The 13,943-nt window shown below is 69.6% G+C and carries 13 protein-coding genes; 2 read left to right on the top strand and 11 right to left on the bottom strand.

Going from position 1 to position 13,943, the window contains the following annotated elements; all coding sequences use genetic code 11:
- Positions 1 to 103: 103 nt before the first annotated feature.
- Together ACGFIV_RS25050 and ACGFIV_RS25055 are read right to left on the bottom strand one after the other, a co-directional pair.
- Positions 104 to 328, bottom strand: a complete 225-nt coding sequence (locus ACGFIV_RS25050) for a DUF397 domain-containing protein (protein WP_358552006.1) — start codon at positions 326 to 328, stop codon at positions 104 to 106.
- The gene (locus ACGFIV_RS25055) at positions 325 to 1,209 is read right to left on the bottom strand and encodes a helix-turn-helix transcriptional regulator (protein ID WP_358552010.1); all 885 of its coding nucleotides are present in this window, start codon (positions 1,207 to 1,209) and stop codon (positions 325 to 327) included. Before ACGFIV_RS25055 ends, ACGFIV_RS25050 begins: the two co-directional genes overlap by 4 nt.
- Positions 1,210 to 1,499: 290 nt before the next feature.
- Between ACGFIV_RS25055 and ACGFIV_RS25060 the strand changes: the two genes are divergently transcribed.
- Positions 1,500 to 1,928, top strand: coding sequence for an ATP-binding protein (locus ACGFIV_RS25060; RefSeq protein WP_392837950.1), 429 nt, complete (start codon positions 1,500 to 1,502; stop codon positions 1,926 to 1,928).
- Positions 1,929 to 2,096: 168 nt separating this feature from the next.
- Here the strand turns inward: ACGFIV_RS25060 and ACGFIV_RS25065 are convergent, their stop codons facing one another.
- Positions 2,097 to 4,571 (bottom strand): GH1 family beta-glucosidase, encoded by a 2,475-nt coding sequence (locus tag ACGFIV_RS25065; RefSeq protein ID WP_358552014.1) that lies wholly within the window; start codon positions 4,569 to 4,571, stop codon positions 2,097 to 2,099.
- A 223-nt stretch (positions 4,572 to 4,794) separates the two neighbouring features.
- On the opposite strand from ACGFIV_RS25065, the gene ACGFIV_RS25070 reads away from it, so the two are divergent.
- On the top strand, positions 4,795 to 5,757 hold the full coding sequence (locus tag ACGFIV_RS25070; protein ID WP_358552018.1) for a quinone oxidoreductase: 963 nt from the start codon (positions 4,795 to 4,797) through the stop codon (positions 5,755 to 5,757).
- A 218-nt stretch (positions 5,758 to 5,975) separates the two neighbouring features.
- On the opposite strand, the gene ACGFIV_RS25075 is transcribed toward ACGFIV_RS25070, so the two are convergent.
- The 8 genes from ACGFIV_RS25075 to ACGFIV_RS25110 all read right to left on the bottom strand — a co-directional run bounded on the left by ACGFIV_RS25075 (position 5,976) and on the right by ACGFIV_RS25110 (position 13,866).
- On the bottom strand, positions 5,976 to 6,746 hold the full coding sequence (locus ACGFIV_RS25075; RefSeq protein WP_392837951.1) for an SHOCT domain-containing protein: 771 nt from the start codon (positions 6,744 to 6,746) through the stop codon (positions 5,976 to 5,978).
- A gap of 149 nt (positions 6,747 to 6,895) precedes the next feature.
- Entirely contained in the window at positions 6,896 to 7,966 is a 1,071-nt protein-coding gene (locus tag ACGFIV_RS25080; RefSeq protein ID WP_358552022.1) for a helix-turn-helix domain-containing protein, read from the bottom strand.
- Complete coding sequence (locus ACGFIV_RS25085) at positions 7,966 to 8,766, bottom strand: ABC transporter permease subunit (RefSeq protein ID WP_358552024.1); 801 nt, start codon at positions 8,764 to 8,766, stop codon at positions 7,966 to 7,968. The genes ACGFIV_RS25080 and ACGFIV_RS25085 overlap by 1 nt, the downstream gene beginning before the upstream one ends.
- Complete coding sequence (locus tag ACGFIV_RS25090; protein ID WP_392837952.1) at positions 8,747 to 9,652, bottom strand: ABC transporter ATP-binding protein; 906 nt, start codon at positions 9,650 to 9,652, stop codon at positions 8,747 to 8,749. Before ACGFIV_RS25090 ends, ACGFIV_RS25085 begins: the two co-directional genes overlap by 20 nt.
- A 131-nt stretch (positions 9,653 to 9,783) precedes the next feature.
- Positions 9,784 to 10,167 (bottom strand): thiol-disulfide oxidoreductase DCC family protein, encoded by a 384-nt coding sequence (locus ACGFIV_RS25095; RefSeq protein WP_392837953.1) that lies wholly within the window; start codon positions 10,165 to 10,167, stop codon positions 9,784 to 9,786.
- A gap of 43 nt (positions 10,168 to 10,210) precedes the next feature.
- The gene (locus ACGFIV_RS25100) at positions 10,211 to 11,794 is read right to left on the bottom strand and encodes a cobyric acid synthase (RefSeq protein WP_392837954.1); all 1,584 of its coding nucleotides are present in this window, start codon (positions 11,792 to 11,794) and stop codon (positions 10,211 to 10,213) included.
- Positions 11,795 to 12,066: 272 nt separating this feature from the next.
- Entirely contained in the window at positions 12,067 to 13,059 is a 993-nt protein-coding gene (locus ACGFIV_RS25105; protein WP_392837980.1) for a cobalamin biosynthesis protein, read from the bottom strand.
- Positions 13,060 to 13,158: 99 nt separating this feature from the next.
- Complete coding sequence (locus ACGFIV_RS25110; protein WP_392837955.1) at positions 13,159 to 13,866, bottom strand: phosphotransferase; 708 nt, start codon at positions 13,864 to 13,866, stop codon at positions 13,159 to 13,161.
- Positions 13,867 to 13,943 lie beyond the last annotated feature (77 nt).

Genomic DNA, 13,943 nt, shown 5'->3' on the forward strand with positions numbered 1-13,943 from the left:
CGAGATTCGACGGAAGCCGGGGGTCTATTCACCCACCCGTCACCCACTTGATCGGGGAACCCACTTGATGCCCACCCAAAACCCGCGCGCGCACCGGCACTTGTCAGTCGCCCACAGCGCCAGGGCGGTCGAACTCCCCGCTCTTCACGCCATCGAGGAAGCAGTCCCACTCGAAGGCGGTGTATCGAATGACTTCGGCATCCGGCTTGCGGCTGTGACGTACGGCAACCCCACCATCGGCCAGGTGCGCGATCTCCACACACCCGTTGCCCGACGTGCTGGCCCGAGCCTTGAACCAATGAAGCTCGCCGGATTCCGGTGCACTCATGATCGTATCTCCTCGGCGGCAGTCCGGATGAGGTGTAGGGACTCGCGTGGATCGAGGGCTATCGCTTGGAGGCGGCCGAACATCATCCTGAACCGTGAGATCTGATCCGGTCGCTGCATGTACAAGTTTCCGCCCATAGAGTCCACATACGCTACGGATTTGTCCGCTGGATCTCGGGGCTCGATCAGCGTGAACATGCCATGTTGCGGACCATAAGCCCCCTTACTGAGCGGAATGACCTGCACAGACACATTGGGCAGCGTCTCGCAGACCTCCATCACACGACGCAACTGCGACCCCATAGCCACAACGCCACCGACCGGCCGCCTCAATGCCGCCTCGTCCATGACCGTGATCAGCTCAAGTCTGGGATCCGTGACCAGCACCTTCTGGCGCTGCATGCGTAGCTGAACCAGCCGCTCTATCGTCTCCGGCGGATCTGTCGGCATCCACGCCTGAATCAGTGCACGGGCATACTCCTCTGTCTGAAGCAGCCCCTCAATGAGGGCCAAAGTGAACGTCAGCAAGCGCCCGGCGCCGGCCTCCATACCGACGTAGGTGGATAGGCCAGACGGCAGGACCGACTCATAGTCCGTCCACCAAGCCGCAGGGGCGGCCGCTTTGGCCTCACGGGCCATACGCATCAGCAGGTCACGCTGCGCGTGATCTCCGACCTTGTACAGGTCGAGCAGGCAACGGATGTCCTGGAGCCGGATAGCGCCCTTCCCGTTCTCCAACCTGCTCAGCTTCGAGACTGAAATATCGTGATCATCCGCCGCAAGCGCCTTGCTCGCCGCGTCAAGACTCAAGCCCATGCGGTCGCGCAACTCCCGCAACTCGGCGCCGAGTCTCATCCGCAGGATGGTCGGATTCTCCCCCATAGCGACTCCCTTCGGTTTGTCTGCTTGGGACATCCTCCAGAGCCAGGAGTCAGTCCCATGCCACATCACACCCGACCGCCTGGAACTCCAGCCCTCGCAATCCTTCCTGCTACCCCACTTTGATATTGCAGAATGACATGCCATAGGCACTAAGCGTCACTTGAGATGCACGTGAAGTAATCAGAGCGTCGATCACGAACCGATCGACGTACGTAGAGGAGCACCTGTGGATGCGCCGCACAGCACGCCACCTCCCCACCTGACTGGATCAAGCCACCGATACGGCGACCATGGCTGAGCGGGAGAGCACCCAACTCGACATCTCGGCACAGCCGGAAGCGGTACGCGAGGCACGGGATGCCGTACGCAAACCGACGGACGGTTGGGGTCCTGCCGACGTTATCGACGATCTGATCCTCTGTCTCAGCGAGGCGTTGACCAACGCCATCACCCATGCCGCGCATGGTAGGACGCTGGCCGTACATGTGTCGCAGACAGAGACGTTCATCCGGATCGAGGTGACGGACTGTGACAGGCACCCGCCGGTGTTCGCCATACCCGCCGAAGTGGTCCTAGCCGATAATCAGCTCCCAGAGCGCCTACTGGAAGAACACGGCCGTGGACTGTTCCTGATCGACGCGCTAAGCAGTCGATGGGGCATCGAGCCCCGTTCCCCCGGCAAAGTCGTCTGGTTTGAACAGGACATCGCTAGGCGGTGACGGATTCTCTGAAACCTGGTCGCCCCATGCCTCGCATACGGAGGCGGGGCAAACGATCATCGTCTTTCCAGGTGGAAAGGCATAAGCCAACGGAGCGTTGGGGAGTCGAGGGGCCGGTAGGCCCCTGGGAAGCGCTGTCCGAGCCGGAGGCGGGGACCATACGAGGATTCAGGTGGACTTTCGGATGATGAGTTCGGTGGGCAGGATCGTGGAGGAGACCGGGCCGCCGTCGATCTGGCGGAGGAGGAGGCGGACCGCCGCCAGGGCCTGGTCCTCTCGGAGGCTGCTGACCGTGGTGAGCGGGGGGATGGTGTAGGAGGCGGCCTCGATGTCGTCGAAGCCGACGACGGCCACGTCTTCGGGGACCTTGCGCCCGGTCTCATGCAACGCGCTCAACGCCCCGATCGCCATCAGGTCGTTGGCCGCGAAGACGGCGTCCAGCGCCGGGTCGTCCTGGAGCAGCTGGCGCATCGCGACCGCTCCCGACGCGCGGGTGAAGTCGCCGATGGCGACGATCGACCGGCGCCCGCTGTCGCGCAGGGTGTCCCGGTATCCCTCCAGCCGGGCCTGCGCCGCGACGCTGTCCAGCGGGCCGCAGATCATGGCGACGCGCCGCCGTCCCGTGCCGAGCAGGTGCGTCACCGCCGCGACGGCCCCGCCCGTGTCATCGCTGTCGATGTACGGCAGGGCCATGGGAACCGCGGGCCGGCCCAGCGACACGGTCGGGATGCCCGTACGGGCGAGCGCGCCGAGCAGCGGGTCGGCGCCGCGCGTCGAGACCACGACGACCCCGTCCACGTGCCCCGCCGCGACATACTGCTCCACCCGCAGCCGGCTTCGCGCGGAGCCGGCGAGCATGAGCGTGACCTGCTTGCCCTGCTCTTCCAGCGCGTGGACGGCCGTCCGTACGACCGAGGAGAACACCGGGTCGTCGCTCCCGCCTCCGGAACGGACGCCACCCACGATCCCGGGGCGGGGGTCTGTCAGGGAGGCGGGATGGGAGGGCGGGTGGGGTGAGTCGAGGACGACGAGGCCGATCGTGTCCGTGCGCTGGGTGACGAGGCTGCGGGCGGCCGAGTTGGGCACGTAGCCGAGCTCGTTGACGGCGTGCATGACGGTCTCGCGGAACTCGTCGCTGACCGTGGCCTGCCCGTTGATCACCCGCGAGACGGTCGACCTCGACACCCCCGCCCGGGCCGCGACCTCCTCAAGCGTGGGGCGCCGGGTGCGTTCCCTCCACACCCCGTTGCGCTGGATCACCTCGCGGTACCACCGCGCGCTGTCCTTGAGCAGGCGCCGCTGCGTCGTGAAGTCGACATGCACGATCCCGAACCGCTTGTTGTAGCCCTCGGCCCACTCGAAGTTGTCCATCAGCGACCAGACGAGGTACCCCCGCAGGTCCGCCCCGGCTTCGATGGCGGCGTGCGCGGCCCGCAGGTGGCCCTCCAGGAAGGCGGTGCGGTCGGCGTCGTACACGCGCTCGCCCGACACCACGTCGTCGAACGCGGCGCCGTTCTCGGTGACGAGCAGCCCGACCTCGGGGTAGTCACGCGCGAGCCGTACGAGGAGCTGGGAGAGGCCGGTCGGGACGATGGCCCAGCCCGTGGCGGTCGTCGGGGCGTACGCGCCGGTGAACTCGATGTCCTCGGTGCCGGGGTAGGCGGGGTTGGCCGGCTCGCCCGGCCCGGACCGTACGACGCAAGGGGTGTAGTAGTTGATCCCGAGCAGGTCGATCGGCTGGTTGATGGTCGCGAGGTCGCCGTCGTGGATGTGGTCGAGCCCGGCGACGCGGTCGACGATCGACAGCACCTTGCCGGGGTACTCTCCGCGCAGCGCGGGGTCGAGGAACTGCCGGTTGATGAGGCAGTCGACGCGGTCCACCGCCTCGGCGTCCTCCGCGGACAGCGCGAGCTCCGGGTCGTTCACCTGGGCGGGGGTGACCACCGGGACGAGGTTCAGCGTGAGGGCGATCTCCCGCGCGCCCGCGTCGCGCAGCGCCTGGGTGCCCAGCCCGTGGGCGAGGAGCAAGTGGTGCGCCGCGCGGAAGGCGTCCGCCGACGACGTACGTCCCGGAGCGTGTACGCCGATGCCGTATCCGAGGAAGGCCTGCACCCAGGGCTCGTTGATGGTCATCCACGTGCCGACCCGGTCCCCGAGGCGGTCGTACACGAGCCGCGTGAAGTCGGCGAACCGGTAGGCGGTGTCGCGGTCGGTCCAGCCGCCCGCCTCCTCCAGGGCCTGCGGAAGGTCCCAGTGGTAGAGCGTCACATACGGCGCGATGTCGGCCGCGAGCAGCTCGTCCACCAGCCGCTCGTAGAAGTCGAGACCCGCCGCGTTGGCGGGGCCGGAGCCGCCGGGCTGGACGCGCGGCCACGCCACCGAGAACCGGTAGACCTCCAGGCCGAGCTCCTTCATCATGCGCACGTCGCCGGGATACCGGTGGTAGTGATCGCAGGCGGTGTCGCCGGTGTGCCCCTCGAACACCGCGCCCGGGGTCCTGGCGAACGTGTCCCAGATCGACGGGCCCCTGCCGTCCTCGGCCGCGCCTCCCTCTATCTGGTAGGCGGCGGTGGCGGCTCCCCAGATGAAGCCGTCGGGAAAGGTCAGTGTCTGCCCTCGGTTCGCGATGGTCGTCGCAGTCATCCCTCGACAGCTCCCGTCTTTCTCCTGCTGGCCGAAACCCCTGTGGTGACCGGAACACGCCTGATCGGCGGATGCCCGCCCCCGACAATCCTGGCCCCACGGGCATGATCGCGCAAAGCCGGTTTGAGGGAGAACGCAAAGGTGGCCCGAAGGGAACAAGGCTTAGGGCCCCGGCGGTTGGGCACGAGCAACGCACCGTCTGCTCGCGAAGGAGTCCAGCGTCATGCATGCCATCGTCGTCTCCACCCCTGGTGGGTCTTCCGCGCTCGAATACAAGCAGGTGCCCGATCCGGTGCCGGGGCCCGATGACGTGCTGGTCGACGTGGCGGCGAGCGGCGTCAACTTCATCGACGTCTACCACCGCGAGGGGCGTTACCCGCTCCAGGCGCCGTTCGGCGTCGGGTCGGAGGGCGCGGGCACCGTGACCGCCGTCGGGGAGAACGTGACGGACATCGCGGCCGGGGACCGGGTGGGCTGGCAGGGGGTGCTGGGCAGCTACGCGGAGAAGGTGGTCGTCCCGGCTGCCAGGACGATCCCGCTTCCCGATGATCTGCCCTTCGAGCCGGCGGCGGCCGTGATCCTCCAAGGTCTCACCGCTCACTATCTCACCCACTCCACGTACGCCGTGAACACCGGTGACGACGTGCTCATCCACGCGGCGGCGGGCGGAATGGGGCTGCTCCTCACCCAGATGGTCAAGCTCCGCGGGGGCCGGGTGATCGGCACGGTCTCCACCGAGGAGAAGGCCAAGCCGGCCCGGGAGGCCGGGGCCGACGACGTGATCCCGTACGAGGATTTCGCCGAGGCCGCGCGCGAGCTGACCGGCGGCCAGGGCGTGCACGTCGTCTACGACGGCGTCGGCGCGGCCACCTTCGAGGGGAGCCTGGCCTCGTTGCGGCAGCGTGGCCTGCTGGCCCTGTACGGAGCGGCGAGCGGGCCGGTGCCGCCGTTCGATCCGCAGCGGCTGAACCAGGGCGGGTCGCTGTTCCTGACCAGGCCGACGCTCGCCCACTACGCCGTCACGCGCGAGGAGCTGCTCGGGCGGGCCGACGACGTGCTCGGCTGGGTCGCCAGCGGCGCCCTGAAGGTCCACATCTCCGGCAGGTATCCCCTTGCCGACGCGAGCAAGGCCCACGACGACCTCGAAGGCCGCCGTACGACCGGCAAGCTCCTGCTGATCCCCTGAGAAAGGTCCGGCTGATCCCCCGAGCACTCGCCGGATCAGCCGGACCGCCCGGATCAGCCGGGCGTCGCGAGATCGAAGAAGAGAACGCCCAGGTAGAGGCCCCCGGCGATCGCGATCAGGCTGAGCGCGATCGCCCAGGCGCGCAGCGCGGTCTCGTTCTTCATCGTGTTCCTTCCGAGTCGTTCATGGTGCTCCAGTCGAAAGGACGGGCTCGGGGGTCACCGGGAGCCGTTCAGAAGGCGGGCCTTGGCGGCGGCGTACTCGGCGTCGTCGAGCCGGCCGGTCTCGTGGAGGACGGAGAGCCGTTCGAGCTGGCCGACCAGGTCACCGGAACCGCCAGGGCCACCCACCACGGCGTCCTGTGGGGTCAGCTCGACGAAGCGCGACGCCGGGCGCGCCGGGGGTACGGGCGCGTCCGCCAGGGGTACGGGCGCGTCCGCCGGCCGGTCGCGGTGCCCGCGCCGGTCGTCATCGCCGGGCAGCACCACCGACGTCGTCCACCGCACGCTTCCCGCCGGAGGAGGCGCGGGCGCGGGCTTCGGCGACGGCCCCCAGAACAGCACGCGTAACGCGTCCCGGTTGAGCATGAAGAAGAGCGGCACGCCTCCCATGAACGCGAAGACCACGGCGCAGACCAGGAAGCCGGTCTCGACGCCGGGCCCTTCGAGCGAGGACGCGAGGAAGTTCCAGCCGAGGCTGAGGAACAGCGCGGGCCAGGCAAGCGGGATCAGGCGGGGACCCACCGGCAGGAGACTCGCGGCGTACAGCCCCACCGCGGCGAGCCCGCCGATGATGGACACCGGCATGATCCACCCGATCGCGTCCGGACACGGGGTGGCCACCACGTACGGCCCGCCGGAGGCACAGCTCCCTCCTACGCCCAGCAGAAGGCGGGAGCTCAGGAACAGCATGGTCAGGCAGCAGGTGACGCCGCCCAACCCCAGAACGGTCCCGATAGACCTGCGGACCAGGCGAAGGGGGGTGATCACGCTCCGTATGGTAGGTCACGCTCCCCATTCCAGAACAGAACTTACAAAGCCGGTAAACCACTGTCATCCCCTACGAACCACCGTGACCCGGGTGCGCCAGGCGGGACGACGTGAGCGGGACGACTGGGAACCGGTGTCCGGTGGGACCGCTAGGAACCCGTTTCCGGCGGCCAGCCGAGGAGGCGGGCGCCGAGGACGGCGGTCTCCAGTGTGAAGCGCTGGGTCGGGTCGTCGGGTGAGAAGCCGGTGAGCCGCCGGATGCGCTCCAGGCGGTAGGTGACGGCCCGGGTGCTGATGCCGAGCTTCCGGGCGGCGGCGGTCTGGTTGCCCTGGGCTCCGAACACCGCTTCCAGCGTCTCAAGCAGGGGCTCGGGACCGCCGCGCGCGTCCAGCAGCGGGTTCAGGACGGTCGCGACGAGGTCCTCGATCGCGTCCCGGTCGCGCAGCAGGACCGGGAAGACCAGCAGGTCGGCCGCCCGCAGAACCTGGGGCCGCAGGCCGAGCCGCTCCCCCAGGCCGATCGCGTCGCTCGCCTCGCGAAAGGACGTCACCACGCCTCCCGGTCCGCGATGCGGACGGCCGATGCCCACCCGCCAGCCGGCGTCGAGATTCCCGCGCACGTGGTGGGTGAACTCCCCGGTGGCCGCGGTCAGGGCGGCGGGCGCCACGCAGACCAGCAGGCCGTCACGGGCCGCGATCAGGACGTTGTGCGAGCCGAACCGGGCGATCAGCGCCTGCTCGATCCGGCGGATGAGCGGGTCGCCGTCCCCGACCGGCTTGACGTCCCTGGCCACGGCCACCACGTACGCCTCGGCCAGCCGGAGCCCGAAATGCTCCGCACGCTCGGCCAGCCGGTCGGCCCGTCCCTGCAACAGGTCGCCGATGAACTCCCGCCGGGCCTCGTCCTCCTCCCGGATGGCCCGGAGCTGTGCTTCCTCGTATCCGTCGAAGTACGCCGCCACGGCCCTGCGTACGGCTCCGAGGACGGGCGCGCCGGCGGGACGGGAGGTGAGCTCGCAGGCGAGCAGGCAGGCGTCGGTGAGCGAGCGCATGGGCACGCCACGCTCGGCGGCGGCCGTCCCGAGCGCGCGCAGCGCCTCGACGGCGTCACGGTCGGGTAAGCGTCCCGTGGACGAGGCGGCCGTGAGCACCGAGAGATACCCGCCGAGCAGGTCGGCGGGCACCCCGGTCGCCTCGCTCACATGAGCGAGAACGTCCATCACACTCCTACGTCACGCCGGTCGAAGGAGAGGACGGCGGTCAGGATCAGCACGGCCGTCCCGGCGAGCAGGACCAGGTAGTCGCCCACCGGCAAGCCGTTCACCAGCGGGTTTCCTCCACTGTAGTAGTGGAACGGCGAGAGCCGGTTCAGCCACTTCATCGCCTCGACGTCGGCGGCCAGCGCGTTGACCACGTACCCCGCCACCGCGTACGTGCCGGCGACCGCCATGGCGAGCGCCTTGCGGCCGGTGGCCGCGCCCACGGCGAGCGCGAGGGTCCCGAAGAACAGGACCAGCAGGTACAGGCCCGTGTGCGCCGCGACGATCCTGCCGAGGGGCACTCCGAGGTCCACCGCCGACCCGAGGAGGACGATCACCGCGAACGACGCGACCGCGACGCCGAGCAGGCCGATCGCCAGCGCGGCGAAGCGCTCCAGCACCAGCCGCCTGCGGGCCATCGGCAGCGTGAGGGTCAGCTCCAGCGTGCCCGCCTCCTCGGGTGCCGCGATGGCCTTGTTGCCGAGGATCACCGCGCACATGATGAAGAGCAGTGGTACGAACAGCTGGTAGACGACGGCCTGGAGGAATCCGGTGCCGCTGGCGATGTTCTCCAGGCCGCCCATCAGTTTCCGGACGCTGTCGGGGTACTTGGCGAGGGCCGCCTGGTCATAGAAGTCCGGATTTTTGTGCATCTGGGGGAAGAAGGACGTGTACAACCCCGCGAAGAGGCAGATGCCGACCGACCAGCCGATGAGCGCGCGGCGATAGTCGCGCAGGGTCTTACGCACCAACGTGGGCATGGTGCACGTCCTCGCTGTAGTAGGTGAGGAAGATCTCTTCCAGGTCCGGCTCGGCGCTGACCATGTGGACGACGGTGAACCGCGCCGCCGCCTTGATGAGCGCGTCGGGGCGGCCGTCGATCGTGCAGCTCACGCTCGCGCCCGTGACCTGGAGGTCGCGCACGCCCGGAAGATCCCGGAACGCCTCCTCGGGCACCGGGGCGTCGAAGTGGAACTCCACCCGGCGCACGGCCTTCTCGCGCAGCGCGGCGACGTCCTCCACGGCGACCAGCCTGCCGCCCCTGACGATGCCCACCCGGTCGGAGACGTGCTCGACCTCCGCGAGGACGTGGGACGACATGAGCACGGTGCGCCCCGCCGCACGTACCTCGCGCACCATCGCGAGGAACTCCTGCTGCACGAGCGGGTCGAGGCCGCTGGTCGGCTCGTCGAGGATCAGGAAGTCGGGTTCATGCATGAACGCCTGGATCAGGCCGACCTTCTGCTTGTTGCCCTTGGAGAGCTGCCCCATCCTGACCGACAGGTCGGCCTCCAGCCGCTCGGCCAGCACGTCGATGCTCCCCCTGGCCACGCCTCCCCTGACGCCCGCGAGGAAGTCCAGGTACTCTCGCGCCTTCTCCCGGCCTTCGAGGGCCAGCTCGCCGGGGAGGTAGCCGATCCTGCTGCGGACGGACGCGTCACGGGGGTCGGCGCCGAGGACGCGGACCTCGCCGCGCGTGGGACGGATCACGTCGAGGAGCAGGCGGATCGTCGTCGTCTTCCCGGCGCCGTTCGGGCCGAGGTACCCGAACACCTCGCCGGGATGGATCTCCAGGGTGAGATCCTCCAGCCCCCGGCGCTTACCGTAGAACTTGGTCAGCCCCTCGGTTTCCACCACTGCTGTCATGGCTCGCATCTTGGCCCTTAGCGCTGTCGCCCTGACAGCACCACACCCGGACAGTTCCACCCCCCTTCCTTTCCACATCCCGGCAACCGCATGGCCAAGAAAGCTCTACCGGGGTGGGGCAGGTCGGCGGGTCAGCGATCGACGGCGCAACTTCCTGTGCTGCCGGGGAGGCGGTGGCGGTTGCGGGCGATGACGCGGTAGACCACCTCGGCGGCCCAGCTCACCGGGGGGACGAGCAGGATCTGCCCCGCCGCGCGCCACCAGGCCACGGGCTGTACGGCGAGCAGCAGCGCGACGGCACGGGCGCCCGAGGCGCGAAGGCCGTTGGGACCGACCAGTTGCACGGACCGGGTCACCTCGTCGAGGGTCAGCCCGTGGCCGACCAGATCGAGATCTTGCCAGCGGCTCACCCGCGGCATCACGGGGAGATGTCTGAACCCGAACTCGACACAACGCTGGCAGAACCCGCAGTCGCCGTCATACACCAGCACGTGCCGATTCTCCCATACGGCCATCACGCTCCTCGGTTCGGTGAGGCAGCGTGGGCGGACCTGCGGACTATCCCTGAGGCAGCCCAGGCGAGCCCGCAGCTCCTCCTGGAGGTAGCCCAGGCAAGCCCGCGGCTCCTCCTGGAGGTAGTGAGGGCATGCCCGAGGGTGCGCCCTTCTCGATGAGCGTGAGCAGGGCGTCGGTGTCGACATGGTGCTCGATCAGGTCGCCGAGTGCGTCCAGGTGGCGTTCCCTGAGGGCCGCGAACGAGACGCCGGGCGCGGGAGCGAAGTCCCTGCCCGCCCTCGCGGCGACATCGGCGAGGAACGCACGACGGAAGTCGTCGTTCTCCAGCGCCCCGTGCCACGTCGTCCCCCACACCGCGCCTGCCCGGCAGCCGTCCAGGAACGGCTCGGGCCTCCGGCTTTCATCCTCGTCCGGAAACGGCTCCGTCTCCCCACCCTCTCCACCGTCGACCGTCACGATCCCGTGGTGGATCTCGTAGGCGGCGACGCGGCAGCCGTACGCCTCGCCGACCGGGCGGGAAAGGGTCTTGCCAGGGGCGAACTCGACGGTCGCGGGGAGCAGGCCGAGCCCGTCCACCAGCCCGGCGCCGGACTCCACGTCGTCGCGGATCGAGCGCGCGAGCATCTGGTAACCGCCGCAGATGCCGAGAATGGGGCCCCGCCGGTCGAGCAGCGCGGACGCCAGGCCCGTACGGCGGAGCCATTCGAGGTCGGAGACCGTGGCGCGTGACCCCGGCAGGATGACCAGGTCGGCCTCACGGAGCTCGGCGACGTCACCCGGAGAGGCGACGAACCGGATCGTCACCCCCGGCTCCGCCGCGAGGGCGTCCACGTCGGTGAAGTTGGAGATCCTCGGGTACCGCACCACCGCCACCCGCAGGCTCCCGGACGTGCCCGGCGGCGAAGCGTGCGTCGGCCTGTTGTCCAGGGCCAGGGAGTCCTCCAGATCCATCCAGAGCCCGTCGAGCCAGGGCAGCACCCCGTACACGGGGCGCCCGGTCAGATCCCTCAGCATGTCGAGCCCGGGTTCGAGCAACTCCGGGGCCCCTCGGAACTTGTTGATCAGAAAGCCGCTGATGAGCGCCTGATCTCCCGCGTCGAGGAGGGCCAGCGTGCCGTAAAGGGAGGCGAAGACACCGCCCCTGTCGATGTCCCCGACGACGATCACCGGGATGTCGGCGGCACGGGCCAACCCCATGTTGGCGATGTCCCCCCTGCGGAGGTTGATCTCCGTGGGGCTGCCCGCGCCCTCGCACACGACCACGTCGTACGTCGATCGGAGCCGGTTGAGCGACTCCAGGGCCACCTTTCTGAGGTGGTCCTTGTACGCGCCGTACTCCATCGCGTCCACGTCGGCGATCGGCCTGCCGAGCACCACGACCTGGCTACGACGGTCACTGCCGGGCTTGAGCAGGATCGGGTTCATGTCGGCGACGGGCTCCAGGCCGGCCGCCTGCGCCTGCGCGACCTGCGCCCGTCCGATCTCGGCTCCGTCGGCGGTCACGTACGAGTTGAGCGACATGTTCTGCGCCTTGAACGGCGCCACCCTCACCCCCTGGCGGGCCAGCCACCGGCAGATGCCCGCCGTGACGACGCTCTTACCCGCGTCCGAAGTCGTCCCCGCCACCAGAAGCGTCCCTTTAAGCACCCCCCAAAGATGCCAGACCCACCCGAATCCACACCCCCGCACCCAGGAGAGCTGGAGTCGCGCCACCAGAGATCGCGTTCCTCCGGAGGGGAACCGGAGACCTCGCTCCTCCGCCGGGACCGGACGTCCGTTCCTTCGGCCGGGCCGGACGTCCCGTTCCTTCGGCCAGGACCGGACGTCCCGTTCCTTCGGCCAGGACCGGACATCTCGCTCATTCGGCCAGGACCGGCGGAGGGCCGGCGGGTATGCGGTCACCGCCGGCGACGCCACCCCCGCAGCATCCGCGCGGAGGCGATCGCGAGTACGGCCGAGGACAGGTTCACAGCGCGCGCGAGCCGTACGGACCTGGAGATGTCGCCGACGGCGGGACGGGGGCCGTCGCCGAGCTCGGGGCGGTGCTCCACCCGGCCGCCGTAGTCGTTGCGGCCCCCCAGCTGGACCCCGAGCGCCCCCGCGAACGCCGCCTCGCACCGCCCGGAGTTGGGGCTGGGATGCCGGTGGCCGTCCCTGCGCAGTACGGCCGCCGCCGCACGAGGTGATCCACCGACCAGCGGAGCCAGCACGCAGGCCAGCACCCCAGTGACCCGGGCCGGGACGTAGTTCGCCACGTCGTCCAGGCGGGCGGCGGCCCAGCCGAACCGCTCGTACCGCTCGGAGCGGTGACCGATCATCGCGTCCAGCGTGTTGACCGCCCGGTAGGCCAGCAGGCCGGGCACGCCCGCCACCGCACCCCAGGCCAGCGGGGCGACCACGGCGTCGGAGGTGTTCTCGGCGATCGACTCCACCGTCGCGCGGGCCAACTCGGCCTCGGACAGACCGGAGGGATCGCGCCCGCACAGGTGGGGCAGCCTCGCCCGCGCGGCGGCGAGATCACCCGATTCGAGGGCTCTCGCCATATACGCCCCTTCGCGGGCCAGGGTCGTACCGCCGAGCACCGCCCAGGTGGCCACGGCGGTGACGGCCACGCGAGCGGACGGCCTTCGCCGGGTCACCCTCTCGGCCGCCACCCCGAGGACCGCCGCCGACCCGACGCACAGCGCCACGTGCGCCGCGCCCTTCGCACGCGCCGGCCCGTACAGGCGGCGCTCCAGTGCGCCGGCGGCGCGGCCGAACAGCGCGACGGGGTGGGCCCGGTTCTGCGGATCGGCGAGAACCGCGTCCAGCGCGACTCCTGCCAGCAGCCCAACAGCCCGGCCATTCCAGCTCCTGCCCGGCTTCCATGGCTTGGCGGACGTCCGGACGATGGCTCCGGTACCTGTCTTCGACTTCCCTGTGCGTGTGATCGTTCGAACTTTCTTCACGAAATGAGTGCTGGTTCAAGCTCTGGGAGATCGTCTCGCGTTCTAGTGCAGATAGGCGTCCAGCTCGTCCCAGTGGGCGTCGAGCCAGGCGGAGGCCCGCCGGATGCGCTCGCCCGCGCCGCCTTCCCACATGCGCGCCCAGCCCCCGCCGTTCGTCAGGGCCCGCGATCGCATGGCGACGTACGAGCGGTCGAACCGGAGCCGGCTCAGCTCCAGAAGCCGGCGCCGGTCGCGCGCCGCGAACCCGTACGCGTCGCAGAACAGCCTCAGCCGCGCGCCGACATCGAGATCACGTTGCCGCGGATCGCGATCGATCGGGTCGGCGATGGGCGCCCAGTGCCGTAAGGCGGTCACGGCGTCGAACAGCCGGGTCGTCGGGCGGGCCATGTCGAAGTCGATAAGCGCCCAAGGCCTTTTCCCGCGAAATATCACGTTCTCGGGGGTGATATCGCAATGACCGATCAGCTCGGGTGCGGCGTCGTCGGCGGAGCCGCCCTCCCACCGGGCATCCGGCGGAGGCGCGAAGCTCCGGACGGCGTCATGGAACCGCCGTACCAGCACCGCGAGGTCGACTAGGGCCTCATCACCGACCGCGTACGCAGGAAGGGGACGGGTCGCCGCACGGCCGGGCACATAGGAGAGGATCTGCCGCCCCTGGTCATCGATACCGAGCACCCGTGGCGCCCCCTCGAACCCAACCGCCTCAAGGTGGCCGAGCAGAGCGTGCACGGCAGGACTGGACGCGCTCATCGGACGTCGCACAGTGTCGCCCACCCGGACGACACCCTCCGTCACATCACCGCCAATCAGGGTGATCTCCGGAGAAG

Source organism: Sphaerisporangium sp. NPDC049003 (genome assembly GCF_043197795.1).
Taxonomy (GTDB): Bacteria; Actinomycetota; Actinomycetes; order Streptosporangiales; family Streptosporangiaceae; genus Sphaerisporangium.